At 55.1% G+C, this 24,597-nt stretch carries 24 protein-coding genes; 12 read left to right on the top strand and 12 right to left on the bottom strand.

The genetic code is table 11. The features are described 5' to 3' along the window. The first annotated feature begins 154 nt into the window (after positions 1 to 154). Complete coding sequence (locus tag U6G28_03395; GenBank protein WRS30744.1) at positions 155 to 1,507, top strand: crosslink repair DNA glycosylase YcaQ family protein; 1,353 nt, start codon at positions 155 to 157, stop codon at positions 1,505 to 1,507. Between the two features lie 98 nt (positions 1,508 to 1,605). On the opposite strand, the gene U6G28_03390 is transcribed toward U6G28_03395, so the two are convergent. From U6G28_03390 to tadA, 3 genes are all read right to left on the bottom strand, one after another. After that, positions 1,606 to 1,953, bottom strand: a complete 348-nt coding sequence (locus U6G28_03390) for a hypothetical protein (GenBank protein ID WRS30743.1) — start codon at positions 1,951 to 1,953, stop codon at positions 1,606 to 1,608. Between the two features lie 14 nt (positions 1,954 to 1,967). Then, positions 1,968 to 2,900 carry a D-hexose-6-phosphate mutarotase gene (locus U6G28_03385; GenBank protein WRS30742.1) on the bottom strand — a complete coding sequence of 311 codons (933 nt, stop codon included), beginning with the start codon at positions 2,898 to 2,900 and terminating at the stop codon, positions 1,968 to 1,970. A 65-nt stretch (positions 2,901 to 2,965) separates the two neighbouring features. Continuing rightward, entirely contained in the window at positions 2,966 to 3,430 is a 465-nt protein-coding gene (gene tadA / locus U6G28_03380; GenBank protein ID WRS30741.1) for a tRNA adenosine(34) deaminase TadA, read from the bottom strand. 36 nt (positions 3,431 to 3,466) lie between these two features. Here tadA and upp point away from each other — a divergent pair, with 36 nt between their 5' ends. The 3 genes from upp (at position 3,467) to U6G28_03365 (ending at position 6,053) form a co-directional block, all read left to right on the top strand. Further along, the gene (gene upp / locus U6G28_03375) at positions 3,467 to 4,105 is read left to right on the top strand and encodes a uracil phosphoribosyltransferase (protein ID WRS30740.1); all 639 of its coding nucleotides are present in this window, start codon (positions 3,467 to 3,469) and stop codon (positions 4,103 to 4,105) included. Between the two features lie 9 nt (positions 4,106 to 4,114). Continuing rightward, positions 4,115 to 4,672, top strand: a complete 558-nt coding sequence (locus U6G28_03370) for an NAD(P)H-dependent oxidoreductase (protein ID WRS30739.1) — start codon at positions 4,115 to 4,117, stop codon at positions 4,670 to 4,672. A gap of 580 nt (positions 4,673 to 5,252) precedes the next feature. After that, positions 5,253 to 6,053, top strand: coding sequence for an MIP/aquaporin family protein (locus U6G28_03365; GenBank protein ID WRS30738.1), 801 nt, complete (start codon positions 5,253 to 5,255; stop codon positions 6,051 to 6,053). A gap of 95 nt (positions 6,054 to 6,148) precedes the next feature. Here U6G28_03365 and U6G28_03360 read toward each other — a convergent pair whose 3' ends face one another. Further along, the gene (locus U6G28_03360; GenBank protein ID WRS30737.1) at positions 6,149 to 6,877 is read right to left on the bottom strand and encodes a GntR family transcriptional regulator; all 729 of its coding nucleotides are present in this window, start codon (positions 6,875 to 6,877) and stop codon (positions 6,149 to 6,151) included. Positions 6,878 to 7,126: 249 nt separating this feature from the next. Here U6G28_03360 and U6G28_03355 point away from each other — a divergent pair, with 249 nt between their 5' ends. The 3 genes from U6G28_03355 (at position 7,127) to U6G28_03345 (ending at position 10,159) form a co-directional block, all read left to right on the top strand. Beyond that, positions 7,127 to 8,455: a transaldolase family protein gene (locus U6G28_03355; protein WRS30736.1), complete on the top strand. Its 1,329-nt coding sequence runs from the start codon at positions 7,127 to 7,129 to the stop codon at positions 8,453 to 8,455. Between the two features lie 80 nt (positions 8,456 to 8,535). Continuing rightward, on the top strand, positions 8,536 to 9,396 hold the full coding sequence (locus U6G28_03350) for a class II fructose-bisphosphate aldolase (protein ID WRS30735.1): 861 nt from the start codon (positions 8,536 to 8,538) through the stop codon (positions 9,394 to 9,396). Next, positions 9,374 to 10,159 (top strand): HAD-IA family hydrolase, encoded by a 786-nt coding sequence (locus U6G28_03345; protein ID WRS30734.1) that lies wholly within the window; start codon positions 9,374 to 9,376, stop codon positions 10,157 to 10,159. Before U6G28_03350 ends, U6G28_03345 begins: the two co-directional genes overlap by 23 nt. Before the next feature lie 143 nt (positions 10,160 to 10,302). Here the strand turns inward: U6G28_03345 and U6G28_03340 are convergent, their stop codons facing one another. From U6G28_03340 to U6G28_03330, 3 genes are all read right to left on the bottom strand, one after another. Then, positions 10,303 to 11,814, bottom strand: coding sequence for an FGGY family carbohydrate kinase (locus U6G28_03340; GenBank protein WRS30733.1), 1,512 nt, complete (start codon positions 11,812 to 11,814; stop codon positions 10,303 to 10,305). After that, positions 11,815 to 12,513, bottom strand: a complete 699-nt coding sequence (deoC, locus tag U6G28_03335; GenBank protein ID WRS30732.1) for a deoxyribose-phosphate aldolase — start codon at positions 12,511 to 12,513, stop codon at positions 11,815 to 11,817. A 199-nt stretch (positions 12,514 to 12,712) separates the two neighbouring features. Continuing rightward, positions 12,713 to 12,850: a hypothetical protein gene (locus U6G28_03330; GenBank protein ID WRS30731.1), complete on the bottom strand. Its 138-nt coding sequence runs from the start codon at positions 12,848 to 12,850 to the stop codon at positions 12,713 to 12,715. Here U6G28_03330 and U6G28_03325 point away from each other — a divergent pair. From U6G28_03325 to U6G28_03310, 4 genes are all read left to right on the top strand, one after another. Further along, positions 12,837 to 13,277 (top strand): RpiB/LacA/LacB family sugar-phosphate isomerase, encoded by a 441-nt coding sequence (locus tag U6G28_03325; GenBank protein ID WRS30730.1) that lies wholly within the window; start codon positions 12,837 to 12,839, stop codon positions 13,275 to 13,277. The genes U6G28_03330 and U6G28_03325 overlap by 14 nt on opposite strands. After that, on the top strand, positions 13,274 to 14,167 hold the full coding sequence (locus U6G28_03320) for a transketolase (protein ID WRS30729.1): 894 nt from the start codon (positions 13,274 to 13,276) through the stop codon (positions 14,165 to 14,167). Before U6G28_03325 ends, U6G28_03320 begins: the two co-directional genes overlap by 4 nt. After that, complete coding sequence (locus U6G28_03315) at positions 14,164 to 15,114, top strand: transketolase C-terminal domain-containing protein (protein ID WRS30728.1); 951 nt, start codon at positions 14,164 to 14,166, stop codon at positions 15,112 to 15,114. The genes U6G28_03320 and U6G28_03315 overlap by 4 nt, the downstream gene beginning before the upstream one ends. 351 nt (positions 15,115 to 15,465) lie before the next feature. Beyond that, positions 15,466 to 17,340 carry a KUP/HAK/KT family potassium transporter gene (locus tag U6G28_03310; protein ID WRS30727.1) on the top strand — a complete coding sequence of 625 codons (1,875 nt, stop codon included), beginning with the start codon at positions 15,466 to 15,468 and terminating at the stop codon, positions 17,338 to 17,340. Here U6G28_03310 and U6G28_03305 read toward each other — a convergent pair. The 4 genes from U6G28_03305 to U6G28_03290 all read right to left on the bottom strand — a co-directional run bounded on the left by U6G28_03305 (position 17,287) and on the right by U6G28_03290 (position 21,908). Then, positions 17,287 to 18,639, bottom strand: coding sequence for an IS256 family transposase (locus tag U6G28_03305; protein ID WRS31185.1), 1,353 nt, complete (start codon positions 18,637 to 18,639; stop codon positions 17,287 to 17,289). The two genes, U6G28_03310 and U6G28_03305, sit on opposite strands and share 54 nt — an antisense overlap. A gap of 569 nt (positions 18,640 to 19,208) precedes the next feature. Further along, a complete protein-coding gene (locus U6G28_03300; protein WRS30726.1) occupies positions 19,209 to 20,066 on the bottom strand; it encodes a MetQ/NlpA family ABC transporter substrate-binding protein in 858 nt (285 codons plus the stop codon). Positions 20,067 to 20,187: 121 nt separating this feature from the next. Then, entirely contained in the window at positions 20,188 to 20,925 is a 738-nt protein-coding gene (locus U6G28_03295; protein ID WRS30725.1) for a methionine ABC transporter permease, read from the bottom strand. Continuing rightward, positions 20,922 to 21,908, bottom strand: a complete 987-nt coding sequence (locus tag U6G28_03290; GenBank protein ID WRS30724.1) for an ATP-binding cassette domain-containing protein — start codon at positions 21,906 to 21,908, stop codon at positions 20,922 to 20,924. Before U6G28_03290 ends, U6G28_03295 begins: the two co-directional genes overlap by 4 nt. A gap of 292 nt (positions 21,909 to 22,200) precedes the next feature. Between U6G28_03290 and gluQRS the strand changes: the two genes are divergently transcribed. Next, complete coding sequence (gene gluQRS, locus U6G28_03285; GenBank protein ID WRS30723.1) at positions 22,201 to 23,301, top strand: tRNA glutamyl-Q(34) synthetase GluQRS; 1,101 nt, start codon at positions 22,201 to 22,203, stop codon at positions 23,299 to 23,301. Positions 23,302 to 23,462: 161 nt separating this feature from the next. Here the strand turns inward: gluQRS and U6G28_03280 are convergent, their stop codons facing one another. Continuing rightward, positions 23,463 to 24,398: a hypothetical protein gene (locus U6G28_03280; GenBank protein WRS30722.1), complete on the bottom strand. Its 936-nt coding sequence runs from the start codon at positions 24,396 to 24,398 to the stop codon at positions 23,463 to 23,465. Positions 24,399 to 24,597 lie beyond the last annotated feature (199 nt).

Here is a 24,597-nt window from a genome sequence, read left to right as displayed (position 1 = left end):
AGGGTTGGGCACCGTGTCCCGGGTGTCCAACCCTGATCGGCCTTGGGGTGCGCCTCAAGTGGGTTACTCAAGGCAGGCCGTGCCGGAGTCTCGCGAGACTAAGCGTGCGGGTCGAGGTGTGAGCCGCCAGAGAGCTATGGGTTGATGGGGTTTCATGTCGATTAGTGCCAAGGACTTGCCAGTTGAACTGAACCTGATGCGGATTGTTGCACAGGGTCTGATCCCGGCGACCGCCGCCTCAACTCCGGTTCAGGTAGTCGGCAGAATGTTGGCGACTCAGGGGCAGATCACTTCAAACGTTCCGCACTCACTGATTAGCCGGACACTCGCTTCCCTCGGCTCGGACGTTACTAGAGCCTTCGAGTCCGGGCAGTTGGTGAGGTCCTGGCCTTTCCGCGGAACACTTCATATCACGACCGCTGAGGATTATCGATGGCTTCGCGCCTTGGATGGGGATAATTCTTGGTTCAGGCGGGCTGCAGCAGAGATCGGACTTGAGGACCGACACATCATGCATGCCCGGGAAGTGGCACGTGATGCACTTGCGGATGGTCCCCAGACACGCGCGGGAATGCGCAAGAGCTGGCTTGCAAACGGGGTCGGTTCGCACCTTTCGGAAGAGGAAAGGGCGCGACTGATCTACATTCTCTTCGTTCAATTTCATGGTGACGGAACGTTCGTCAGCGGTCCACTTCGAGGAAACGAACACTTGATCGTGGATACTTACTCCCTACCGGAGGACCCACGCGGTTGGGCTGAACGTCTCGACGATGGTGACCCGGAAGCCAAACGAATAGCATTCGCAGAGATCGCCCGACGATACGCAATCACCCACGGGCCGGTTACCGATCAGGATTTGGCTCGCTGGACCGGCGCTGGCCTAAGAGTTTCCCGACAAGCCCTGGCCGATGCGCTTCTTAACATCAATCAGGTGGACGAGTTTTCAGACAACCATTCTGTGGCACAGACGCCGGACCCGAACGCCGGTAGGTTGGCGGATCAGGTTTCGGGACTGGGAGGCGCCGTTTCCCAGAACTCGACGGGCAAAGTCAGTAGAAATGGTGAAGAAGGTGGGCGGGCCGACCAAGTCCCAATAGCTGGGATGCCCGACGCTACTCTTCGACTGACAACTGCTCATCTGGAGGGGAAGCGGTTGGTGCCAGGCTCTCCCTCGGGCATGAAGACGCCAACGTTCTATCTGCGGTCGGACCTGTGGGACCTACTCGATGAGAATCGCGAGGATGCGAGCAAGACGATGTACTTGGCGATGTTCGACGAACTCCATGTCGGATATAAGGACCGAAGCTGCCTAACGGACAAGGTCGGTGAGAAGTTGATCTGCCCGGGAGGCAACGGGATGTTCCGACCTCTGATTGTGGACAAAGGAAGACTGGTCGCGGTCAATCCGAAGAGTATCGGCCTGACCTGGTACAAGTCGCCGAGCAAACGCTTGGAAACTGACGCGGCGAGAGCCATGAAGAAAATGGCATCGCGCTTGGCGGTCTAGTGTCTCGCGCCGCAAATTCCCCCTACTTCGCGCGCCGACCCAACGCCTCTCGGCGACATGTTAGCTTGCTTGTCTTGCGATGCGTTGACCGGGGTCTCCTACTCTACGTCCAGGCCCCGGGTTTCTGATTCGTAGAGGTATCCAGCCTGCACCAGGGCTCGGACGGGGTTCTGTCCGAACGAGCGAGCAGCGCCGATTACCTCTTCCGCGCTGTTGCGTCCGCTTTCTTGTAGACCAGCAAACACCTCACGTCGCTTTGCTTGGAACTTGTCCCAAGCCGAGTCTTCGTCCCGGTCTGAGACAATGATTCGTTTGCGCTTCCCGGTTTCGTCGCGTCCAAGGTCAACGACCCCAATCCAACGCTGGTCGGAATTTCTGAAGTAAAAGGAACCCTCACCCTGCCGTAACTCATGCTTGGGAAGCGGCTTTCGTTGCTCGTCACTCATGAAACTCTCTCCGGTCAGCTCAAGAGTTCGGTCACGGTGTAGTTCGCCGTCATGGTGTAAGACTCTCCGGGTCCTAGGTGAATCGCGGCGTCTCTCGCGTTCGCCGTCTCGACGCAGACATATTGACGCCACTCACCCTCGGAGAGATCTGGAAGTTGCTCGCCAAACTCTGGGCCAGGATTCCACACGACAGTTGTCCCAGAGTTCTCGTTTTCAATCTCTATTTGGCGGCCCAGCTTGTAATCGAGAATTCTCGGTGAGTTCTCGGTCGGATAGATTCGATCAACCTCTTCCCCAAACATAATCGGTCCCCGCTGAACTGCGAGCCGGTCCGTCTGCGAACCACCAAGAGTCGTGTCGACATGCACTAAACCTTCGAATCCCTGGACCTCAACATCCTCGATGTCCCCAACCCTAAAATAGGTGTGCAACGCCTCCTCGAAATAGAAGGGTTCTGATCCGGTGTTTGTGACAGTGAGCGACAGCGAAGCCGTTGCATCCCCGAGCGTTGCCTGGAGTTCTGCTGTAAAGGGTTCCAGAACTTCGACCATTGCCTCTGGTACGTCCTGATCAGTTATGCGGTAGGCAACGCGCCAGATGCCTCTTTCATCCGTTTCGTTTTCGATGAGGTGCCAGTTTAGGAACCGAACGAATCCGTGCTTCTCTGTTGCTCCCGACTGTCCGAGGAACGGAGGATGATCCGAGGTGTGGCCGTCATGGTCGTCCGGATCGGCGTGTGTTGGAACACCGAACCAGGGGAAGCAAATAGGGACCCCTCCGTGGGGGCTACGGCCGACTCCATAGTCGGCCGCACAAGGGCTGAATATCAAAGGGCCGTAAGTCACAGAATCCCAACGAGACAGGTGGGCTCCGGCCGAATGAATCTCGAATGTGCCGGTCGAGGTAGTTGCTCTGCTTACTTCATCAATCTTGTCTATCGCGGGCATGGCTCTCTCAACGGGTCCAGTGGTGTCGGAAGGGGAAGCGGCTCAGATGACCCCCATAGTCATATTCAACTACGTTTTGAAGCGAAGAATGTACGCAGTTGTGCGCTCGCCTCCTCTTCGAGAATTCCGGGAACAACCTCTACCTTGTGATTTAGGCGTGCGTCGCGCACAACATCGCGAATGCTGCCGCAGGCACCAGCCTTGGCATCCCAAGCGCCGAACACCAGGGTGCTGATTCGACTATTCACAATGGCGCCCGCGCACATGGTGCACGGTTCGAGGGTTACGACTAAAGTGCATCCGGTGAGGTTCCACGTCCCGAGTGCAGCGCCCGCTTGTCGGAGAGCAAGCACCTCGGCATGAGCCGTGGGATCACAGTCCGCTTCGCGTCTATTCCAGCCGCTTCCAATGGTCTCGCCTGAAGAATCCAGAACTAGTGCGCCGACCGGGACATCGCCGTCCGTCTGTGCACGGTGAGCGTGGAGCAGGGCTCTGGTCATTGAGCTCTCATACCGCTGGTTGTAGTTCACGTTCTAAGGCTACAGCGCGGCGTATATCCTGGGGTCATGCAACTACACGTCGCCGATCACCCACTTGTGAATCACAAGCTGACCGTCCTTCGAAACAAGGAGACCTCTTCACCCGTCTTCCGCCAGTTGGTCGACGAGTTAGTTACCCTGCTCGCCTATGAAGCCACACGAAACGTGAATGTCGAGGAAGTCGATATTCAGACCCCGGTGGCTCCGACTACCGGGGTAAAACTTAAGTCTCCGCTTCCAATCGTCGTTCCTGTGCTTCGTGCTGGATTGGGCATGCTCGATGGAATGACCCGACTGCTTCCGACCGCTGAGGTTGGTTTCTTGGGAATGAGGCGGGACGAGGATTCGCTTGAGATTGAAACTTACGCGAGGCGTCTGCCCGATGACATTTCGGGTCGTCAGTGTTTCGTAGTTGATCCGATGCTCGCTACCGGTCACACTCTGGTCGCGGCGATCAATTACCTGCTTGAGCACGGCGCGAAAGATGTGACCGCGGTATGTATCCTCGCCGCTCCGGAAGGCTTGGCGGAAGTAGAGAAGCAGATCGGTGATCGTGCTGACGTGAAGATTGTTGTCGCTGCAGTTGACGAAAAGCTTAATGAGAAGGCATACATTGTCCCTGGTCTTGGTGACGCGGGCGACCGCCTCTATGGCGTTGTTGATTAGGAGAATAGTTTGAAAGTTGGCATTATTGCAGGCTCGATTCGTGAGGGCCGCAACGGAATCAAGGTGGCAGAGTGGGTCGACGAGATTGCGCAAAAGCGCGGTGATGCCGACTACGAGCTCATCGACCTCAAGAAATTCAATGTTCCGTTATTGACTGACCCGAGGCATCCGGCGATGGCTGGCGGTAAGTACTCGACCCCTGAAGTTCAGGCTTGGAGCGCTGCGATCGGAAGTTGCGATGCCTTCGTGTTCGTAACCCCCGAGTACAACCATTCCGTCCCAGGCGCATTCAAGAATGCTGTGGACTCGCTTGCCGTCGAATGGATGGGAAAGCCAGTCGGATTTGTTTCATACGGTTCTTCGAGTGGTGTTCGCGCCGTCGAGGCGTGGCGCCTAAGCCTTGCTAACTTTGGCATGCTGGACCAGCGCGCTGCTGTTGAGCTGGGTTTGTTCACTGAGTTCGATGATCAGGGCAACTTCACCCCGGCAGAGCGTAGGGTCGACGAAGTAAACGCGATGCTTGACTCTGTTGTAGCTGCGACCAAGATGGTGGAAGCTTCGAAGTAGTACCGCAGATTTTAAGAAGGTCGGCTCCAAGAGAAGGAGCCGACCTTCTCATATCCGCCAGATCATAACGATGGAAGCACGGAGGCGATCCCCGATGATCGCTTCTGACTTCCTTCCGGCGTTGCCGATCAGATAGAGACAAGACGCACCGATAAAGTCAGCGGAATCGTCATATGGCGGTAGCTTGAGGTTACCCAGGTAGTTGGCCTGAACACATATCTGTATAGACCGGACTAGAACTAGTCGGTTATACTTTGTAGGGTCCTAACGCACAGTGCTCGCCCGTGGCGCTTACGTAAGGGCTGAATTCTTCCCGAACCCTGGGGAACCTTGCGTCTAATGTTCCTTTGCGACCAGTGGGCAACGGAAGAGTGAAAACGCGTTTGCTTTCGACTGCGGGCACACCCGACTCGACGCTGAGGTCGCGTCTACTCGAGATTACAATCGGGTCAGCGATTCTGAAATTATGCCGAACATGGCGGAATAGACAGGTACAGCGGGCGAGGGCCAATGCGATGCCGTTTCGCTCCCGTGGAACGGAAACCAGATGCGCAAAGGCGCGAAAGGAGTCCGCAGAACTGTGTGGAATCTATGGGATGTGTTCGCTTCAGAATTTCTAGGCACGGCGATTTTGCTGCTGCTTGGGACGGGTGTTGTGGCCACAAACTTACTACCGTCCTCAAAGGGACGTGGCAGTGGATGGTTATTGGTGACTTGGGGGTGGGGCTTAGGCGTCTTTGTAGGTGTCTACGCCGCTTGGAAGACAGGAGGTCACCTCAACCCCGCCGTGACAATCGCTAAAGCATTCGCCTACCTCTTTGATCCAGAGGTAACTCTTAATGGCGCGGCCGTGGGAACTGAGACAGCAATACCCGTGACCGCCGGAAATATAGCGGTCTACATCGTCGCCCAAATGCTCGGTGCATTTATGGGTGCTGTTCTCTGTTATTTGACTTTTAAGAAGCAGTTCGACCAGGTGGCGCCAGCAGATGAGAAGCTTGGAGTATTCGCTACCGGACCGGCTATTCGGTCTTACGGTTGGAACCTTGTCACGGAAATCATCGCGACGGCAGTGCTCATTGGTTTCGTGATGGTGGCTGGTGGTACGCCGACATCCGTTGGCCCCCTCGCTGTTGCCCTTGTGATTGTCGGAATTGGAGCATCACTTGGCGGGCCTACTGGATTTGCGCTTAATCCCGCCCGTGACCTCGGCGCCCGAGTTGCGCACGCGGTACTACCCATCAAAGGAAAAGGCGGATCCGACTGGTCCTATTCCTGGGTGCCGATCGTCGGGCCAATCATTGGAGCTCTCTTGGCAGTGCTTTTGGTGTACGGGTTTGGCCTTGGGAGTATCGACATTCGTGCGGCGCTTCCGCTCTAGAACTATCAACTGCGTGTGGAGTTCAAACGTTCTGGACTCCACACGCCACCCGATCCCAGAGCCGAGGACTACGTGGTATCTAGGGTCTAGCTCACTCAGTCTTCGGTGTATTCAAACGATAAACTCACTCGGTCGCCACGGAAGCAGATCTTCGAATATTCAAAGACCCTGCCTGACGAATCGCTGATCGAGTCTTCCAAAAGCAGTATTGGTGAGCCTCCGGGTAAATCGAGCAACGACGCTTCTTCCGAATAGGCACCTACAGCTTCAAGCGTCTCCCGGGTGACCGCACGTTTCAGATGAAACTCTTTCTCAAGAACCACACAAAGTTGTTGGTCAACTACGTCGTGACCGTCCAGGCCCGGAGCAAGGGATGTTGGAACATAGCTGCTATGTAGGCTGACGGGTACGCCCTTGACCAGGCGACGGCGTACGATGTGATAAACCGCAATACCGTAGCCAAGGTTCAGCTTTTTTCTCAAACGTTCATCAGGTGTCACGGTCTCAAGTGCCAACAACTCCGTTTCAGTCTCAAGACCCATTTCCTCAAGTTGTTCGCGGATGCCTTGATATGCGGGGGATCGGGCTTCGATCTTCGACTCGGAGACGAATGTACCCTTGCCGGGCACGCGGTGGAGAACTCCGCTATCAACCAGAGTGGTAAGCACTCCCCTGACTGTCATTCGCGAAACACCGAACATTTCGTTGAGCGACTTCTCGGAGGGAATACGATTGCCCGGCGACCATTCTCCGCGAGCAATACGATCGCGGATTTCTTGTTCGATCTGCACATACAAGGGGGTTGCAGCGTTGTGATCGATCACGTTATACCTCTTCAATGCTCTGAGTATCTAAACTCATTATCTCCGGTCTATACGTGTGTGTCGAACAGGGCGTTCTGCGCTTTCCTGCCGTAGTCCCTGACGTTCAGCACCCAGTGCTGAAACCGGGACCTTCTGCAGCTATAGATTGAGCATTTAGTTAGACACATAGGGGAAAAGCCCAATTGGCTCTAGTTGTCCAGGCCGGTCTAGTCCGGTATGCTCATACCCAGCTGACCGAAGGAGCTACTAATGCCGACCGACTTTGCAAATCCCCCTGCAAACCTCTCTCTCAACGTGGGTGGCCTAGGTTTGAAGATGCGATCCGACCAGGTAGACGACATTGAGCGTGTTCTTGCCACCCCTATCGAGGCGGATACCTACGAACTTCTACGCCGTCAGGCAACTAAACTCGAAGTTGGTGCAGAGCTCTCTGCGGTCGTTCGTTACTTTGGTACCGCCGAGGGGACACCAGCGGGCTTTCGGCGTGAACTTGCGTTAGAAGGGGACACGCTTGTTGTCGACCTGAAGCGCGATATCGCATATGACAAGAACGGTACTTTACGTCCCACGAAGGTCCTATACTCGGCGGACTCTGCAAATCCCTACGAAGTGGCTCCAATTGCTCCGTTCCTCGCGAACCTCACCTGCAACCCGGGGATCATCTACGACCTTTTCATCAACAATCCGAGGGCTAACGTTGGCGGAGAATTCAAGACTCGAGATGAAGTTATCACTGCTCTCGGCGACGTTTTGGGTCCAGGGTGTGACGTGTCTGTTGAACTTAACAACCCATTTGAGAAAGATTTCAACAAGATCCTTGAAGAGGCTGAACGTTTCAGAGAAATACTCTCGCCGTGGAGGGTTGTTATCAAGGTTCCCCACACCGGTCCAGTGAATGCCGAAAACTACGATCAACTTCTCGAAGGCGACAGGAAGTTACGCGTTGGGTATGACCAAGGTACTACGCAAGATGCGCTCAACGGCCATCAAATTGCCCTCAAGCTACAGGAGCACGGGTATCGGGTTAACTTCACCCTCATGTTTGAGCCCTACCAGACGCAGATGGCGCTCCAAGCCCGCCCGTACTTTATTAACTCGTTTATCCGTCACCGTAAAATGCAATCTGAGCGGATCATCGGATTGCTGAAGGCGTACCAGACGTCGGGCGACGCCTACTTCCTAGAGGAACTGCGTCGCTACTTCGTCGCGAATGACTATTTACCGGCCGACGGTGAGAGCGAGGATCTGCTTACGGTGTTACGAAAAGCAGAGTCGGTCTTGGCCGATCGCTCACTGACGGCAGACACCCACGACTTTGATGGCCTCGACTCAGTGCGACACAATCTGCGCGCTCTGCGAAATGCGAATCTCCCGGACACCAGGCTGATTATTTGCTCAATGGAGGGAGATAGGAACTATCGGGACATTGATAGTCTGCTCAATGAGCCTGAGTTTGCCGATGTTGCTGATAGGGTTGTTCTTACTGCTGAACCCGCCTATCTTGCTCGATTCACGTCTACAAATCAGGTCGTAAATTACCAGCGTCGATTCATGAGTGCCGCGAACGGCCAAGCCTAATTGATTCCAGGCGTAATCTACATAATGAAGTACCGGGCACCGCGGGTGCCCGGTGTGCGCGCAAAACAGAGGGGTCTGTAATGTCAAACTTCAGTACAGTCAGGATGGTCAAGGACGCGATTAGTAGAGGGTACGCAGTTCCCGCGATTAACGTGGTCGATCCCCTCTCTCTTAAGGCCGTGACTGAAGCGGGTCAACGTATCCAAAGTCCGCTCATTGTTCAAACATCAGTCAAGACAGTTCGCCTGTTTGGTGCTCGAACGCTCGCTGCGGCTTTTGTGGAGGCGACCGAGGAAGCCATCACCCCTGTAACGCTGCATCTGGATCACTGCCCGGATCGCGACGTGATAACGGAGTGCATCGAAGCCGGATGGGACTCGGTTTTGTTCGATGCCTCAGACCGCGATCTAGATCTTGCGTTTTCGGAGACGGAAGCCGTTGTTGCTGAAGCGCACGCGGAGGAGGTCGAGGTGGAGAGCGAGATTGAGAATATCATCGGCGTTGAAGACGGGGTGGGCTCAGACGAAGCGATGCATGCGTACTCTGTCGACACACTGTTGCGCGTAGCCACGAAGAGCAATGTTGATTTGCTGGCTCCTGCGTTGGGTACTTCTCACGGTGTTTACACCTCGAAACCCAAACTTCTACCAGATAGGGCCTCCGAAATAGCGCGCCGAACCGAAATTCCTATTGTGCTTCACGGAGGAACCGGTCTAACGGAATCACAATTCCGCTCCTTTATTGACGCGGGTATCGGAAAGATTAACGTTTCTACTGCGCTCAAACAGGCGTACATGAAGGCGGGGTTAGCCTATCTTCAGGATGAAGCACTAGAGACCGATCAATGGGAGCCGATGGGACTTTTCGATGCTCAGGCTACGGCGTGTAGTGGGATCGTTGAAGAGTTTGCGACCATTTTTGGCTCCGTTGGAAGAGGTTAACGTGCAGACGCTGTTGCTTGACTGCGACGGGGTGCTTGCAGATACCGAAGCGTTCGGTCACTTGCCTGCCTTCAATGACGCTTTCGAAGAGCTCGGTCTAGGCATCCACTGGTCATTGAACGAGTACGCAGAGTTGGTCAAAATCGGCGGAGGTAAGGAGCGTATTTTGCATTACCTCCACTCGAATCCTGTGAAGATAAATGGGTACGATCTCGATAGTCTGACAAGAGAACTGCATTCCATCAAAACGAAGAAGTACATAGATTTAATCGATAGTGGATGTATACCCGGCAGACCCGGAATCCGACGTCTGGTTGACGAGGCAAAGGCAGAAGGTTGGACCGTGGCCGTTGCGTCCACTTCGGCCGTGAAGTCTGTACAGGCGGTTATCGATGCGGTTCTGTCTCCTGGGTCAATTGATGCTGTCTTTGCCGGTGACATGGTGAAGGCTAAGAAACCTGCTCCTGATATCTATCTGATGGCCATGGAGCGGGTGGGAGCCGAGCCCCGATCGACTATAGTCATCGAGGACTCTGCAACCGGAGCCGCTGCAGCCCACAACGCTGGGCTTTCACACCTCGTAACGCACTCCGCTTTTTCGGCGGAAGAGGAGTTTCCGTTTGCCTCACTCATCGTGTCAGATCTGGGTGAGTTGGAAGAGCCGCCGGAGATTCGCGGTGGCCTTGACTCAGACGTGACGCTCGAAAGTGGCATGGTCACTGTGAAAACTCTGGAGCGGCTACTAGACGGTCATTCTTCCTGAGTTATCCGGCCTGGGCACCAAGGTCGATTCCCCGTCAGTCACACAGTCTGAACAGACCAAAGAAAACGCCCGTACCTAAGAAGTTCGATGTGTTCACGGACAGACTTCTTGGGGTACGGGCGTTTCGCCTTGGCCTTGCGGATTCAGGAGTAGATATTTTCGTAGAGTTTAACGAAGCGACCAAAGGCCTCACCATACGCTTCGCTATTTGCTTGATTCGGCTCGTAGCGGTTTACTACCTTGACGGCTCGATCCGCAGCCGCTTCACATGATTCGAATGCGCCGATTCCAACTCCAGCGTACATTGCGGCACCCAGACAGCCGGCCTCGCGTGTTCCTAAGACCTCGATTGGCTTGCCAAGAATGTCCGCAAGCATCTGTGACCAAAAAGGAGACTTGGCCGCACCTCCAACGAGCCGGACAGTGTTAACTTCGATGCCAGCCGCCATCTGGGCCTCTACGATGTCCTTCATCTCGAAGCAAATTCCCTCAAGCACCGCCCTTGACATGTCGCCCTTTTTAGTCGCAAGCGACATGCCATTGAAGCCTGCTCTCGCATTTGGATTTTGTCGCGCCCCTGAAGCTCCACCCAGGAAAGGCAGAAAAGTCACGCCGTTTGCACCTATAGAAGAAAGCGCAGCTTCGCTCGTCACCATGTCGTAGGCGTTCGCGTCAGTGACCGACGCCGCAGCAACTTCGAGATGGCAGAACGTGTCTCGATACCAACGGAACGACGAGGCAGAAGTGTTTGAAAAAGCTTCAATCGTCCAGCTTGGCATTCCATGATTAGGCTTCACAATAAGTGTGCGCTGCGGATCAAGCGCCGGCTCGTCCATGACAACAAAACAAGAGCCGAATGTGCCCATGACCATTACGCAGTCACCAGTAGAAACAGCCCCGCCTCCGAAGGTACAACAATTCTGGTCATGCGCGCCGACACAAAGCGCCGTGTCCACTGGAAGCCCGGCACGACGGGCCACCTCCGGGTCTATGGTTCCGACGACCTGTCCCGGTTCGTGAGAAATCTTTGCGCGCTTTTCGAGGGGAATACCAACTAGGTCGTGAATTGCCTTGGACCACTCTCGAGTGTGAACGTCAAGCATTCCTTCCCGAGACGCCGATGATAGGTCAGTCCAGTAATCCTTAGCTCCCCATTCCTTGAGCAAAAACTCTTGCTCAGAAAGGAACCACTTCGTCTTGTTCCAAATCTCTGGACGGTTCTCTTTGAGCCAGAGCCACTTTGGAGCTGCCGTGTTCGTTCCGATGGGGTCGCCGGATTCCTCATAGTACTTCTCAGCACCGTACTCCTCACGAATTCGCGGGATTAGTGGTGCGCCCCTCAAGTCTTGCCAGGAGATGAAGCTCGCCAAGAGCTCGTTGTTTTCCCCGACCGCGGCAAGGAGTGGCGCTTGCGAAGAGAATGCCACCGCTCCAATCTCTTCTGAGTTTACGCCAGAGTTAAGTACGGCAGCGAGACACGAGTCGATAAGTGGAGGAATGATCTCTTCGTACCTTTGCTCAACCCAACCGTCCCGCGGGTACTGGCAAGGGTATTCACGGTAGTCCTCACCAAGGGCGTTTCCGTCGAAATCAAAAATGACAGTTTTGCAGCCAGTTGTCCCGGCATCGATGCCTACCAAATACTTCTTGGTCATTTACTCGCCTTTCTCCTCAAGATACTCTGCGTATTGATCGACAAGATCCGCAGCGGAGCGAGTTCCGACGAGGGAGACACCCATCTCGTTGAACGCGGCGAGGGTTGCCTCAAGGGTAAAGGTCCGAGGAACACCTGAGACCTTCAGTAGTGTGTCGGGATTTGTGATGTTTTTGCGCATCACCTTCACCTGCGCCACCGTCGGGAAGGCCTGTGACCCCGTGGAAGTCTTAACGTAGCTGATGCCTGCGTCGCAGCAGAGTTGAGTAAGCTTTGCGATCTCCTCGTCCGTGAGGTAACAAACCTCAAAGATCAACTTGGAAAGAGCTTTGCCTTCTGTCAGTTCCTTGAGTCCGATGATCTCGCGATTGACGTAGTCCCAATCGCCGTCTCGCACCTTACCAATATTGACAACCATGTCGACTGTTGTTGCACCCGCAGCTAGGCCCTCCTCAATTTCGGCGAACTTCATGGCTGTGGAAGTCGCCCCGTAGGGGAAGGAAATAGCAGTTCCGACAAGGACATCAGAGCCCTCCAGTTCTTCAGCAACCACCGGAGTCCAGACGGAGTTGGTGTAACAAGCGGCGACCCCCGCTTCTCGCGCACGACGTGCGTGTGCACGAATTTGTTCTTCCGTACAACTGGGATCGTGCAAAGCCATATCTAGGTGCTTTGCATATTCAGGGACAGTCATCGTCATCTTTTTGCTCCTGGGTTCATCATCGAGACGCCGGATTTCGTGCTGGACCATTCAGGAGCCGGTTGGCCGCTTGTGGTCTAGACCAGTCTATCGTAACACTGCGAAGTTCAGAACGGTCAATTTGGGGGTATTGAGGTACCAAAAATGTTGGTATTACAAGTACTACTAGTGATAGGCGTGCTGTCTAGGCCCCGAATTGCTAGTCGTAGATAGTCTCGGCGTAGCTGTAGTTCTTGTGCAGACTAGACCGGTATGGTTCAATCTGAACAGTACGGATATGTGAGTCCGTAACGAAACTCAACGACAAAGAGAACGATTCAAAGATGAAAATTGCCATCGGTGCGGATCCTAATGCCGCAGAACTGAAGTCAACAATCATTAGCCATGTGCTCGCGCTTGGGCACGAGGTTCAGGATTTGGGCTCTGAGGATCCGCTTTATGCGCATGTTGCTGCAAGTGTTGCCCAAACAGTTGCATCTGGATCGGCAGACCGTGGGATCGTGATTTGTGGAACAGGCATTGGTGTCTCAATTGCAGCAAACAAGATTCCCGGTGCCTTCTGTGCTCTGATCACGGATACGTATCAGGCACGAAGGGCTCAGCTTTCGAACAATGCCAATGTGATCGCTCTCGGAGCTCAAGTGACTGGTATTGAATTGGCAAAGGAACTTGTCACCACCTACCTGAGTGAAGAATATGCGGAATCTAACCGTTCGAGAGAGAAAGTTAAGGCTCTGCGCGGTCTGGAGTTTGCCGCAAGATGAACTCGTCTAAGACCGAAAAAATCGGCGCGGAAGAAGAATCTCTCACGACTAGGGTCACCGCCACGCGCGCGCGGCTCAATATCTTAAGGATGCTTGAGGCAAACCCTGCGGGACATGTGGGCGGCGCTTTGTCGTGCATCGACGCGATCTCCGTTCTCTACGGGACTATCTTGAACGTCGACCCTGCAGAGCCATTCAAAGCTGATAGGGATCGCTTTCTACTATCAGCCGGCCACAAGGCTTTGGCACAATATGCGGTTCTGGCGGAACGAGGCTTCTTCTCAGAAGATTTACTCGATCAGTATGGAGGCGTAGGAACCCGCCTCGGGGGCCACCCAGACATGGCCAAGCTACCTGGGATTGAAGGCAACACGGGCGCATTAGGCCACGGGCTCCCGCTGGCCGTGGGAATGGCACTGGGCGCACGCCTTCGTGGTGACAACTTAGGAGTCTACGTCCTACTCGGAGATGGGGAACTGCCCGAGGGATCGAACTGGGAGGCAGCAGCCATTGCCTCCCACTACAACCTAAGTGCCCTAACTGCACTTGTCGATGTGAACGGCCTGCAGATAAGTGGCCTGACCTGCGACGTCATGTCCATGGAACCAATAGCCGCTAAGTTCGAAGCCTTTGGTTGGAATGTATGTAGCGTCAACGGACACAATCATGAGGAATTGACCGCGGCCCTGACTACCGCTCAAGCGGAGATGGCTCCGAGCGTTATCCTCATGAAAACCGTCAAGGGCAGAGGAATCAAGTTGATTGAAAACAAGGTTGCATCGCACTACTGGAAGCCGACAAGAGACGAGATCGCAATAGCGAGAGAGCATCTGCAGGAAGAGTTGAGCGAACTCTTAGGACAACTGGCGGATGAGGCAGAACTGGTATGAAACTAGATTGTCCACCCCAGTACGTTGATCCCCGAAGCACCTTTGGAAAGGAGATATCGGAGCTAGCCGAGCGATTCCCGGCGCTCGTCGTCGTGTCAACTGATTCAGGGAAGAGTTCCGGTTTTCAGAGCTTTGCATCAGCGCAACCCGACAGGTATTTCGAGGTTGGTATCGCAGAGCAAGCGGCGACAGGAGTCTGCGCAGGGCTTGCAACCACGGGATTAACACCGGTGCTCTGCGCTATTGCTCCTTTTGTAACGAGCCGGAACTTTGAGTTTTTCCGCAACGATGTCGGATACATGCACCAGAACGTGAAGATTGTCGGGCGTAATGGCGGCTTTACATACTCCGAACTTGGGTCGACCCACCATTCACTTGAGGACTATGCACTCATCGGTTCTATTCCCGGAGTCGTGATCTTGGCACCGGCAGATGCGGGAGAGCTACGTGCCGCATGCGCCGCAATGCTGAAGTGGGACGGGCCAGTTTACATGCGTATCGGTGCGGAAAAGATTCCTGACTTCGGTAATGAGAACGAATTCGTGATCGGTAGGGGGCGACGCATCACGTCGGGCAACGACCTCACTGTTGTCACAACCGGATACACGACCAACTACGTGCGCTCTGCGGTTGCTCTTCTGATAGAAGAGGGTGCGAGTATTGACCTGATTCATATGCCAACTGTTTCTCCGTTTGACCGGGATATAGTGCTGGAATCGGCTATCAAGACCGGTCGGGTCGTGTCCGTCGAGGAACACTATGCCTTTGGAGGATTGGGGACAAGAACGGCGGAGCTTGTCGCTGGAGTCGGGGTTGCTAGATGGAGCGGACTCTCCGTCTCCCAGAAGAATCAACCATCCAGTACATATGCTGACCTCCTAGCTCAAAACTCGCTCGATGTAGATGGAATCTCGACGTATCTCAGAGACGTCCTGGAGGCTAGCTAACCCAAAGAAACCTGTCGAGGTTCTGTGTAACGGGCCTGGAGTCTCGGCTGGGCTGCAGCATTTATTGGCTGCAGTCGGGGCGGATGCGCCAATACTTGGCACATCCGCCCCGAGAACTTGCGTCCGTACTCACCGGCCTAATTCCTCTCGGTTACTAGTCAGACAGAAAATGACTCACAGATTTGGCGTGACTGGTCCCCGTTGTGATTGTGTTTCTTTGCGAGAGCATCGAAGAGGTCGCCATCCTCGCCCGTATCCCCAATCGGCTGATTGCCCGGTCGGTATGCGGCTGTGATGCAGTGTCCACATTCGGCCATTGCGTCCAGCCAACGCAGTGGCAGGATTATCTCCGTGACTTACACGTCCTCACTTGAGATCGATGGACCCACTTCATCGGTCAAGGGGCACACGGCGGCCGTACTTCCGCTGATTGTGGGTGCAATCGGAGTCGTCTTTGGCGATATCGGCACCAGCCCCCTGTACACACTTCGCGTCGCCATCGGGTCGAACGGCGATCACGAGTTCAGCCAAGATTCTCTGTTTGGCATTATCTCCATGATCACGTGGTGCCTGATCATTATTGTCACGTTGACTTACGTTGGAACCATCCTTCGAGCTGACAACCACGGGGAGGGCGGGATACTCTCACTCGCAGCGATGATGCGGAGCAAGATGGGTCGCAACTGGCGCTACACTCCCGTAGTCGTTGCGGTTTCGATTCTTGGAGCATCGCTCTTTCTTGGTGACTCAATGATTACTCCGGCGATCTCAGTAATGTCGGCAGCTGAGGGACTACGGGTTATTAGTCCTGGCTTCGAGCAGTGGATTGTTCCCGTTTCGCTTGTTTTGCTTACCGTGCTATTCGCCGTGCAGCGCCGGGGAACCGGTGGCCTTGGCGCCGTGTTTGGTCCGGTGATGGTTGTCTGGTTCGTGGTGTTGGCAATCATGGGTGTCTCATGGATCGTGCGCAACCCTGAGGTCCTGCTGGCCCTCAGTCCAACCTATGCGGTCTCATTCATTATCTTGCACCCGTGGATGGCATTTCTGGCGCTTGGAGCATCGGTCCTCGCGGTTACGGGAGCCGAGGCGCTTTACGCGGATCTTGGGCATTTTGGACGCAGACCAATAGCAATGGCGTGGTTGTTCCTAGTCTTTCCAGCGTTGGTGATCAATTACTTGGGGCAGGGTGCTCTGCTAATGGAACGTCCTGAAGCCATAGCGAATCCGCTCTTCAACATGGTTCCAAGTGGGGCGGTCTTTCCCCTCGTAATCCTCGCGACAGCAGCAACGATCATCGCTTCTCAGGCGGTCATTACAGGTGCGTTCTCGATTGTCAGGCAGGCAGTTCGCCTGTCGTTCTTGCCGCGGCTGAGGATTGTCCAGACCTCTCCATCGAACGGCGGACGCATCTACATACCCCTTGTAAACCTCGTCATCTACATCGTGGTGTTCATCTTGGTCACGCAGTTCGGATCATCGGATGCACTCGCCTCGGCCTACGGCATAGCCGTAACGGGAACGTTTCTGCTTGAACTGACTTTGTTCCTCATGTATGCAAAGCACGTGTGGAAATGGAGTGCTCTGAGAACTACCGCGATGTTGTTGGCTAGCGGACTTCTTGAACTCGCCTTATTCGTGGCGAATTTGCCAAAGATAATCACAGGCGGGTGGCTACCGCTACTCATCGCCGTGTGCATCGCCACGGTAATGTTCACGTGGAATCGTGGCTCCCAGATTATGTTCTCGAAGCGGCGGCAGATGGAGGGATCGCTCCAATCGTTTGCGGAAGAGGTTCGTAAGAAGAAAATCCAGCGCGTTCCGGGCGTAGCCATCTATCCGCAGGGAGGCTTAGACACCTGTCCGTTGGCGCTCAGGGAATCAGTGAAGTTCAATCACGTACTACATGAACACGTTGTGGTTGTCACGGTAAAACATGTCGATATCCCCCATGTTCCGGATGTGGATCGAATAGAGATTCACGACCTAGGGTGGAAGAGCGACGGCATCGTTCAAATCGTTTACAACGTGGGGTTCAACGATCCGCAGGATGTGCAGGAGGCTGTTCAGATTGCCGTGGGACGGACGAAGGAACTGGACTTTAGCCCGCAGGCTGTTACCTACGTTCTCTCGGTCTATCGAATTGGAGCTTGTCAAATAGTTTGTGTTTGGGGGTTAGTAAATGTGGGGGTTGACGCGGTCGGGGTAGGCGACTGCGAGTTGGGCTAGGGCTTGTTTCCAGTTGGTGGTTACATGTCCTTGGATTAGTCTTCCTGATGCTTTTCGGTCTTTACCTCTCTTTCCTTTATCTCGTTGTCTTTCGGCCGCTCTTTTGTCTTCGATGTTGCAGATCCCAAGCCATAGCAGTTTCACTGCCGCTTCATCGTTTGGGAACTGGCCGCGGTTCTTACTGATTTTGCGTAGCTGGTAGTTCAGTGACTCGATCGCGTTGGTCGTGTAAATGACGCGGCGTAGCTCTGGGGGGAACTCCAGGAACGGGGTGAACCGGTCCCACGCTGACTGCCAAGTACTCACCGTCGCGGGGTTCTTTGCCCCCAGATCGCTCTTCGCGAAAGCGCTGAGTGCTTCGGCCGCGGCGTCGGCATCAACGGCCGTGTAAATGGGTCTAAGCGCTGCGGAGACCTTTTTACGGTCTTGGTAGTTCACGAACCGCATCGAGGCGCGAATCAGGTGCACCACGCAGGTCTGGACTATGGTTTCAGGCCAGGTAGCTTCCACGGCTTCGGGCAGGCCGGTGAGCCCATCACAACAAACAATGAGGACATCGGCTACGCCGCGGTTACGCAGATTAGAGCACACCGAGGCCCAGAAACTAGCGCCTTCGTTGTTTTGAACCCAGATCCCCAGGACGTGTTTGACACCGTCCATGTCAACGCCAATGGCGATATGAGCGGCTTTAGAACGCACATGAGATCCATCCCTGACTTTCACGCGGATCGCGTCTAGATACATGACGGGGTAGAACTCATCCAGGGGCCGTTTTTGCCATTCCAGGACGGCCTCTAACACGGCGTCAGTGATGTTCGAGATCGTCTCGTGGGATAAGTCAGTGCCAATGGTCTGGCTCAGGTGCCACTGGATTTCCCTTATCGTCATTCCCCCCGCATAAAGGCTGATGATCATGTCATCTAGGCCTCCCAGACGCCGCGATCCTTTCGGGACCAGGCGCGGGGTGAAAGAACCATCCCGGTCCCTTGGTATCGAGACCTCAATCGGGCCTACCTCGGTGGCAACTGACTTAGGGTATGAGCCATTCCTTGAGTTCGCAGCCCCTACGGCTTCCTTAGATTCCCGATCGCCCGCAGCGTAACCCAAATGCGAGGTCATCTCCGCTTCTAAACCGCGTTCCAAAGCAGTCTTGATCAGTGCGGGAATGAGACCGCCATCGCCTGTTAGTTCCACTTCACCGCTATCAATGCGGGCAAACAAATCAGCCAGAGCCCCAGAATCCTCAAGCTCTTTCGCTAAACGATTTGTTGCCTCACTGTTCTTATCAATCAAATCGATCTCGTCCAAATCAATCGTTCGTGTATCCAACGCCAGCACAGCCTTTCAGATCAAGCCATACACAAACAATCTGACAGGCTCTCGAATTGAGCCGCCGAATAGAGCAGATGAGGCAGAGTGGCCGTACTGGCAACGGAGCTTGTTTCGTTACCTTGAGAAAATTTCTGCCAATCGCACGCACGTGTTCCACCTGCCGCCGGACAGAACAACGATCATCGGTGCGGTGGTCGAAGCATAAAGGCCCTGTTCTTGCGAACTCTGGGTTTGGCTCGGGATCGCTTGTCGGGGTCCGCGATTCACGATCGTGCTAATCCCTCCAAATCAAGGCATTGCAACGGCCATGTGAACCCGCCTGCTGACAGAATCAGCGGAATCGGTCCCTATCGGATTGGAGACTCGTCTGAGGGAATACCGCGCTAGAAAGCGAAAGTGGTAGGTACCCGATCATCAGGCACCTACCACTTCTTTACGCTTCCTCCCGAATCTCCAATCACAAAGGGGAGTTTCCGCTGCGTTTTTACGGCGTGTCCCACCCCGTTGTGATTGGAGATTCCTGTGAGGGTTGGTGACTACTTAGCTGGGATTACCGACTTGTCCGGCCAGGTTTCTTCGATGTACTGCTGAACCTCGGCTGAGTGAAGTAGCGCATCAAGCTTCTTGACTGCCTCTTCATTGTCCGAACCGGGAAGCCACGCGACAACGTTCACGTATGGGTTGCCTTCGGTGCTTTCAAGGGCAACAGCCTGATCCAGAGTCAAGCCACCCTCCTGAGCAAAGTTGCCATTGATTACGGCAAAGTCGAGATCTTGCAGGTTGCGGACCAGGGCGGGCCCATCGACCTCAACTAGCTTGGTGCCGTTCAATAGGGTCACTGTCGCGGCATTAACATCGCCGGAAGCGGGAAGCTCAACGAACCCCTCGTCTGCCAAAAGCTTCAGAGCGCGAGCCTGATTGGTCGGATCGTTGATAATGCCGATTGAAGCGCCCTCGGTCTTTTCTGAGACCGCATCATACTTCTCGGAAAACAGGCCGAGAGGCTCTAGGTGAGTGCCCTCGCCGTGCTCGAAGGTCCACCCTTCCTGAGCGGTGTGTTCCTCAAGATAGGGGATGTGCTGGAACCAGTTGGCATCAAGCTGCCCGGCCGCAAGCGCCTTGTTGGGCTCCACGTAGTCGGTGTACTCGACGATCTCGATGTTCAGTCCGTTGTCAGCTGCGAGGTTGTCCTGCACGAATTGGAGGATCTTCCCGTGAGGAGAGGGAGAAGCGCCGACGACCACCGTTGTTAGGTCAGCCCCGCTCTCTGTTTGGGCGGCGCCACTCTCAGTTGTTTCTTCGGTGGATTCCGTGGTGTTTCCTCCGCTAGAGCAGCCGGCTAGGGCGAAGGCCGCTACGACGGATGCTGCCGCGATTTTGCGTACTGCACGCATGGTTTACTCCTAATGGTTTTTGTGTCCGATCTGGACACTTGATCAAAGTCTTTACAGGTGGGCTCTTGCCCTTGGACCTATGGAAGCTAAGGCTTCTTTTTCGCTGCCGACTGGTGTTGCCTTAGCGGTGATTCACCAGCCGGCTGGTCATGTCGCCCATCATCTGTGCGACTTGGACAATCAGCATGATTGCGATGACGGTTATGATCATTACGTCATTCATCCACTGGTTGTATCCGTAGTTGATAGCCAGTGCCCCCAGGCCCCCGCCACCGATCGCACCGGCCATGGCTGAGTACCCGATTAGGGTAATAAAAAGCAAGGTTATCGATTGAACGATTCCGGGCAACGACTCACGTACTTGGACACCCCATTCAATTTGGGTGTTCGATGCCCCCATCATCTGTGCGGCCTCGATCTTTCCGGGCTCCACGGAGCTGACGTTCGTTTCAACCAGCCGCGCAAAGAACGGAACCGCACCGACGACTAGGGGAACTACCATCGCCTTCCAACCGAGTGCCGAACCCATGATTAGTCGAGTGAATGGAATCAGCGCAATCATCAAGATCATGAAGGGGAACGACCGGAACACGTTGACAATTGCCCCGCTCACCTGGTTCAGAGTGCGTCTCGGTTTGATGCCGTCCTGTGCGGAAGATGCTAGGAGTAGGCCGAGAGGAAGCCCAAGGAGTACGGTGACCAGAGTAGAGATCCCAACCATGCCCAGAGTTTCACCAACTGCGGGCCAGAACTTCTTTTGAATTACGGGGTTGCTAAACCACTGCTCGTCAGGGTTTGAGGCGAACGCGACAATGGTCGGATGCGTCGCGACTCGAAGCGCTAGGTCAGTGAATATCATTTCCACTCCCTAACCCGGACGCCGGACTTCATTAGCTGTCCGGCGATAGCGCGAGCGTGATAACTGGGCACTGCGAGCGCCAGTCGTCCGACCTGCTGTTTACCGATTGACTCAAACCGTCCCGCGGCGACGTCGGCACCAACCGACGCAACTAAATTCAGGACGGCAGCTCCCGTTGGGACTCCCGGAGATGAGGTGAAACTTGCATCCAGGAGAGTTTGTGCCGGGCCGAGTTCCACGCCTTCAACGTTGGGGCGAGGAACGAGTTCCTCGGCTAACTGTGAATCCACCTCAGCAAGGATGGTCTCCAGAGCGCCAGTTTGTACGACCTCGCCATGTTGCAACAAGGTGACCGAGTCGCAGATATCGCGGACCACGCCCATCTCGTGTGTAATCACCACGACGGTCACACCGAACTTGTCACGAAGTTGCTCAAGTAAAGTCATGATCTGGCGGGTCGAACCGGCATCGAGCGCCGAAGTCGGCTCGTCACAAAGGAGTACCGGTGGGTTTGTCGCCATTGCACGGGCGATGCCGACTCGCTGTTGTTGGCCGCCTGAGAGCTGGGTTGGATAGGAATCACCCCGGTCTCCGAGACCTACCAACTCCAGGAGTTCCTTGGCCCGTTCGCCAGCGCGGTCCTTTTTGCTCGCCAGTTGCATCGGGTATTCGATGTTCGCCGCAGCGGTGCGGGACTCAAGTAGATTCGGTTTTTGGAAGACCATTCCAATGTTTCGGCGAGCCTCGCGCAAACCGGCCCCGCTCAGCGCGGTTAGGTCAATTCCATCAACAGTGATGGTTCCAGAGGTCGGTTGTTCAAGGGCGGTAAGGCAGCGGATTAGGGTCGACTTTCCAGCACCAGACTGACCGACTATTCCATGGATTGATCCGGCTTCGACATGCAGGGTCACGTCGTCAAGGGCTACCACGGGGCTACCGCCCGCAATCGGGTAGACCTTGCGGACATCCTGCAGGTCGATCAAATCTCCTCCATCGTTCCCTGGCCGACTCGGCGACTACTCTTTCCAGAGGGGCCTTGCTGATGCCGGTTACTGCAGTTTCAACGAGCCAGGTCTCTCAGCTGCTACTGATGGTTCTCTCCAACGGGTAGTTTAGCGATTCTGGCTAAACGCACCATTTCCGCATCCACTATCGGGACGGCTTTGAGCATAACGTAACCAAACCGACACATTGAGGAGCGTCTCCGGTTCTTCCTCGACCGTGCACTTCGAGGCGACATCGCGTCATCGCTGGTTGGGGACGTAGTCTTTCTTCGTGAGTGCCGGACGATATGCCCCTTCCCCGACAGGTGACTTACACCTGGGCAATTTGCGGACGGCGCTACTCGCGTGGCTTTGGGCGCGATCGACTAACCGTGACTTTTACCTCCGTCTTGAGGACCTGGACCGCGGACGCGCCCGCGACCCGCAATCTCAGATCGACGACCTGCGTGCTATCGGCATCGACTGGGATGGTCCGATAGTTACCCAGAGTGAGCGCACGGATTTGTACGAGGATGCCCTCGCCACGCTCACTCGCCAAGGTCAGGTGTTCGAGTGCTTCTGCTCGCGGAAGGATATCCGCGAGGCCGCTTCCGCAGCCCACACTCCGCCGTCGGCGTATCCCGGAACCTGCTACTTACTTTCGGAGAAGGAGAGGGAGCTAAGGCGTTCCGAAATGGCCTCGCGAGGACTGAGGCCGGCCTTACGTCTTCTTCCTCGTCGGAATCCCGACTCAGAGCTCCTTTCGGTGTGGCACCCCGGATCTCCCTCCAATCTCCAATCAGATAGGGCGACGACACGCCGCAAAAACACGGCGAAATCGCCCCTATCTGATTGGCAAACCAGAAGGGGAGAGCCAGGGGCGGGGCGTACAGGGATGGCTTGGACCATCCTTGATGAGCTTCACGGTGAGTACACCGGGCTGGTTGAGAGCGTTGTCTTGCAGCGAGGCGACGGAGCATTCGCATACAACTTGGCAGTCGTCGTGGACGACCTCGCGATGGGCGTGGATCAGGTTGTCCGGGGAGACGATCTACTTGAGTCCGCTCCGACCCAGGCGTACTTGGCGCAGCAACTCGGGGGATGGCAACCAAACTATGTGCACGTCCCCCTCGTTCTGGGACCTACTGGGGTGCGACTGGCCAAGCGCGACGGGGCAGTCACATTGCGGGAACTATGGGAAGCAGGATTCTCGACGGAGGAGGTTCTTCTTGCCCTTGCCCAGTCGATTAACCCGGAGGCGTCCACGGCAGAGGAACTACTCGCCGACTTCAACCCTGGCGAAGTTCCGAGAACCCCGTGCAGATTTGAACCCCCACTCTCGCTAGAGCCGTGTCTCGAAGCGCATAGGCCAAGCTCCTCACAGCACTCCTAGGTATGCAACGGGAAACGACTACCGCGTTGCCGCGATCTGGACTATTCCCTGGTTTATGCATGGGAAATGAACACGAGCCGTGACGTACTCCGATCTGCGGATTTGACTGGTGCGAAGTGGACGGTCTCCTCCTGACACCAAAATACGCAACCGGGAGATAGCTACTCCGTTGCCACAAAAAATGGTTCTACATCGTAGGAGTATCCGGGGGTTATTCGGATGACCCCAGCCTCGTCTTCTGGGATAGCAAGCGCCACTCGGCCGCTCAGTTCTCCGCCCGGATACACCTCGGCGATGTCACCCCAACGATCAGGAAAGTAGGCGTAGGCCTCGTTGTAGACCTGTCCCTTGGAACTGACGAAGTCAGTTATGACTTCGTAGGACAACCCGGTTTCTTCGCCTGTATAGGTAGCGGTTAGATCTACCAGAATGTACTTCATGCCTGATCCCAGCTCTTCCTCAAGGTACGAGTCTTCAGAGATCAGGTAGTCGGTCGCGTTCATATCGACACCGGTGACGATGATGGTCCAGTCCGAGCTGACCAACTCGGAGCCGATGGCATTTGGGTTGTCACGGGTTCCGCTCGCGGAGTTGGACGAGGTTGTGCTCGGTTGCTTGGTCTGACTCGATCCGCGATTAGGATCAACCTGGGTTGGATCCGGTCTGGAGGAGTCAGTTGATGGAGAAAACAACAGGGCAGCCATAATGAACAACCCAACGATTCCTGCAATTACAGCCACGATTATGACGACGATGGCAGTCTTGCTGTTCTTACTGGCCCTGTTATTGGAAAAATTGGCTGGCACGTATGGAGACTGGTAGGCGGCAGCAGGAGCGCCGTTTTGATAGGCCGAATACGAAGGTCCCGCAGTCGGTGGCTGGCCTGTCGAGTATGAGGGCGCATACGCCGAGCCTGTATCAGCGTTTTGTCGGGGTTGATCCGGCGCCCAGGGATTCTTAGCACCCGTCGTATCTGGGGCTGCAGGAGAGGTCGGATCGGTCAGAGGGTGCGAGTAACTGTCCTCACTAGGAGGGCGGTAAGGATTATCTGCCGGGTTGTCCTCGGGCATATAGGGATTGGGTGGAACGTTGCTCACGGCGTGACCTCCAACTTCTCGAACCCTGTGAGTCTCTCATACCATCTTCGTTGGGAATGACCCGAGGGCTAGTGTCCCGCATTGAAACTTCGTTCCCTGTCTCGCACACGGGGGAGCACCTCTCGGAGGGGCTTTCGTTTGGTTTCCCCTCTATAGCCTTCGTCCGCTTGCCTTGTGATACGTTGACGCGCGGCGCGAT

The sequence above is a fragment of the Actinomycetaceae bacterium MB13-C1-2 genome, from assembly GCA_035621235.1.
Lineage (GTDB): Bacteria > Actinomycetota > Actinomycetes > Actinomycetales > Actinomycetaceae > Scrofimicrobium.
This window is presented reverse-complemented; position numbering and strand designations above follow the sequence as displayed.

What these genes read in the sequence shown, in the direction of transcription:
- U6G28_03385 (WRS30742.1), bottom strand. Translation starts at nt 2,900, where the DNA reads ATGCCCGCGATAGACAAGATTGATGAAGTAAGCAGAGCAACTACCTCG.
- U6G28_03340 (WRS30733.1), bottom strand. Translation starts at nt 11,814, where the DNA reads ATGACCAAGAAGTATTTGGTAGGCATCGATGCCGGGACAACTGGCTGC.
- U6G28_03390 (WRS30743.1), bottom strand. Translation starts at nt 1,953, where the DNA reads ATGAGTGACGAGCAACGAAAGCCGCTTCCCAAGCATGAGTTACGGCAG.
- deoC (WRS30732.1), bottom strand. Translation starts at nt 12,513, where the DNA reads ATGACGATGACTGTCCCTGAATATGCAAAGCACCTAGATATGGCTTTG.
- U6G28_03350 (WRS30735.1), top strand. Translation starts at nt 8,536, where the DNA reads ATGTCAAACTTCAGTACAGTCAGGATGGTCAAGGACGCGATTAGTAGA.
- U6G28_03355 (WRS30736.1), top strand. Translation starts at nt 7,127, where the DNA reads ATGCCGACCGACTTTGCAAATCCCCCTGCAAACCTCTCTCTCAACGTG.
- U6G28_03330 (WRS30731.1), bottom strand. Translation starts at nt 12,850, where the DNA reads ATGGCAATTTTCATCTTTGAATCGTTCTCTTTGTCGTTGAGTTTCGTT.
- U6G28_03325 (WRS30730.1), top strand. Translation starts at nt 12,837, where the DNA reads ATGAAAATTGCCATCGGTGCGGATCCTAATGCCGCAGAACTGAAGTCA.
- U6G28_03315 (WRS30728.1), top strand. Translation starts at nt 14,164, where the DNA reads ATGAAACTAGATTGTCCACCCCAGTACGTTGATCCCCGAAGCACCTTT.
- U6G28_03295 (WRS30725.1), bottom strand. Translation starts at nt 20,925, where the DNA reads ATGATATTCACTGACCTAGCGCTTCGAGTCGCGACGCATCCGACCATT.
- upp (WRS30740.1), top strand. Translation starts at nt 3,467, where the DNA reads ATGCAACTACACGTCGCCGATCACCCACTTGTGAATCACAAGCTGACC.
- U6G28_03395 (WRS30744.1), top strand. Translation starts at nt 155, where the DNA reads ATGTCGATTAGTGCCAAGGACTTGCCAGTTGAACTGAACCTGATGCGG.
- U6G28_03300 (WRS30726.1), bottom strand. Translation starts at nt 20,066, where the DNA reads ATGCGTGCAGTACGCAAAATCGCGGCAGCATCCGTCGTAGCGGCCTTC.
- U6G28_03320 (WRS30729.1), top strand. Translation starts at nt 13,274, where the DNA reads ATGAACTCGTCTAAGACCGAAAAAATCGGCGCGGAAGAAGAATCTCTC.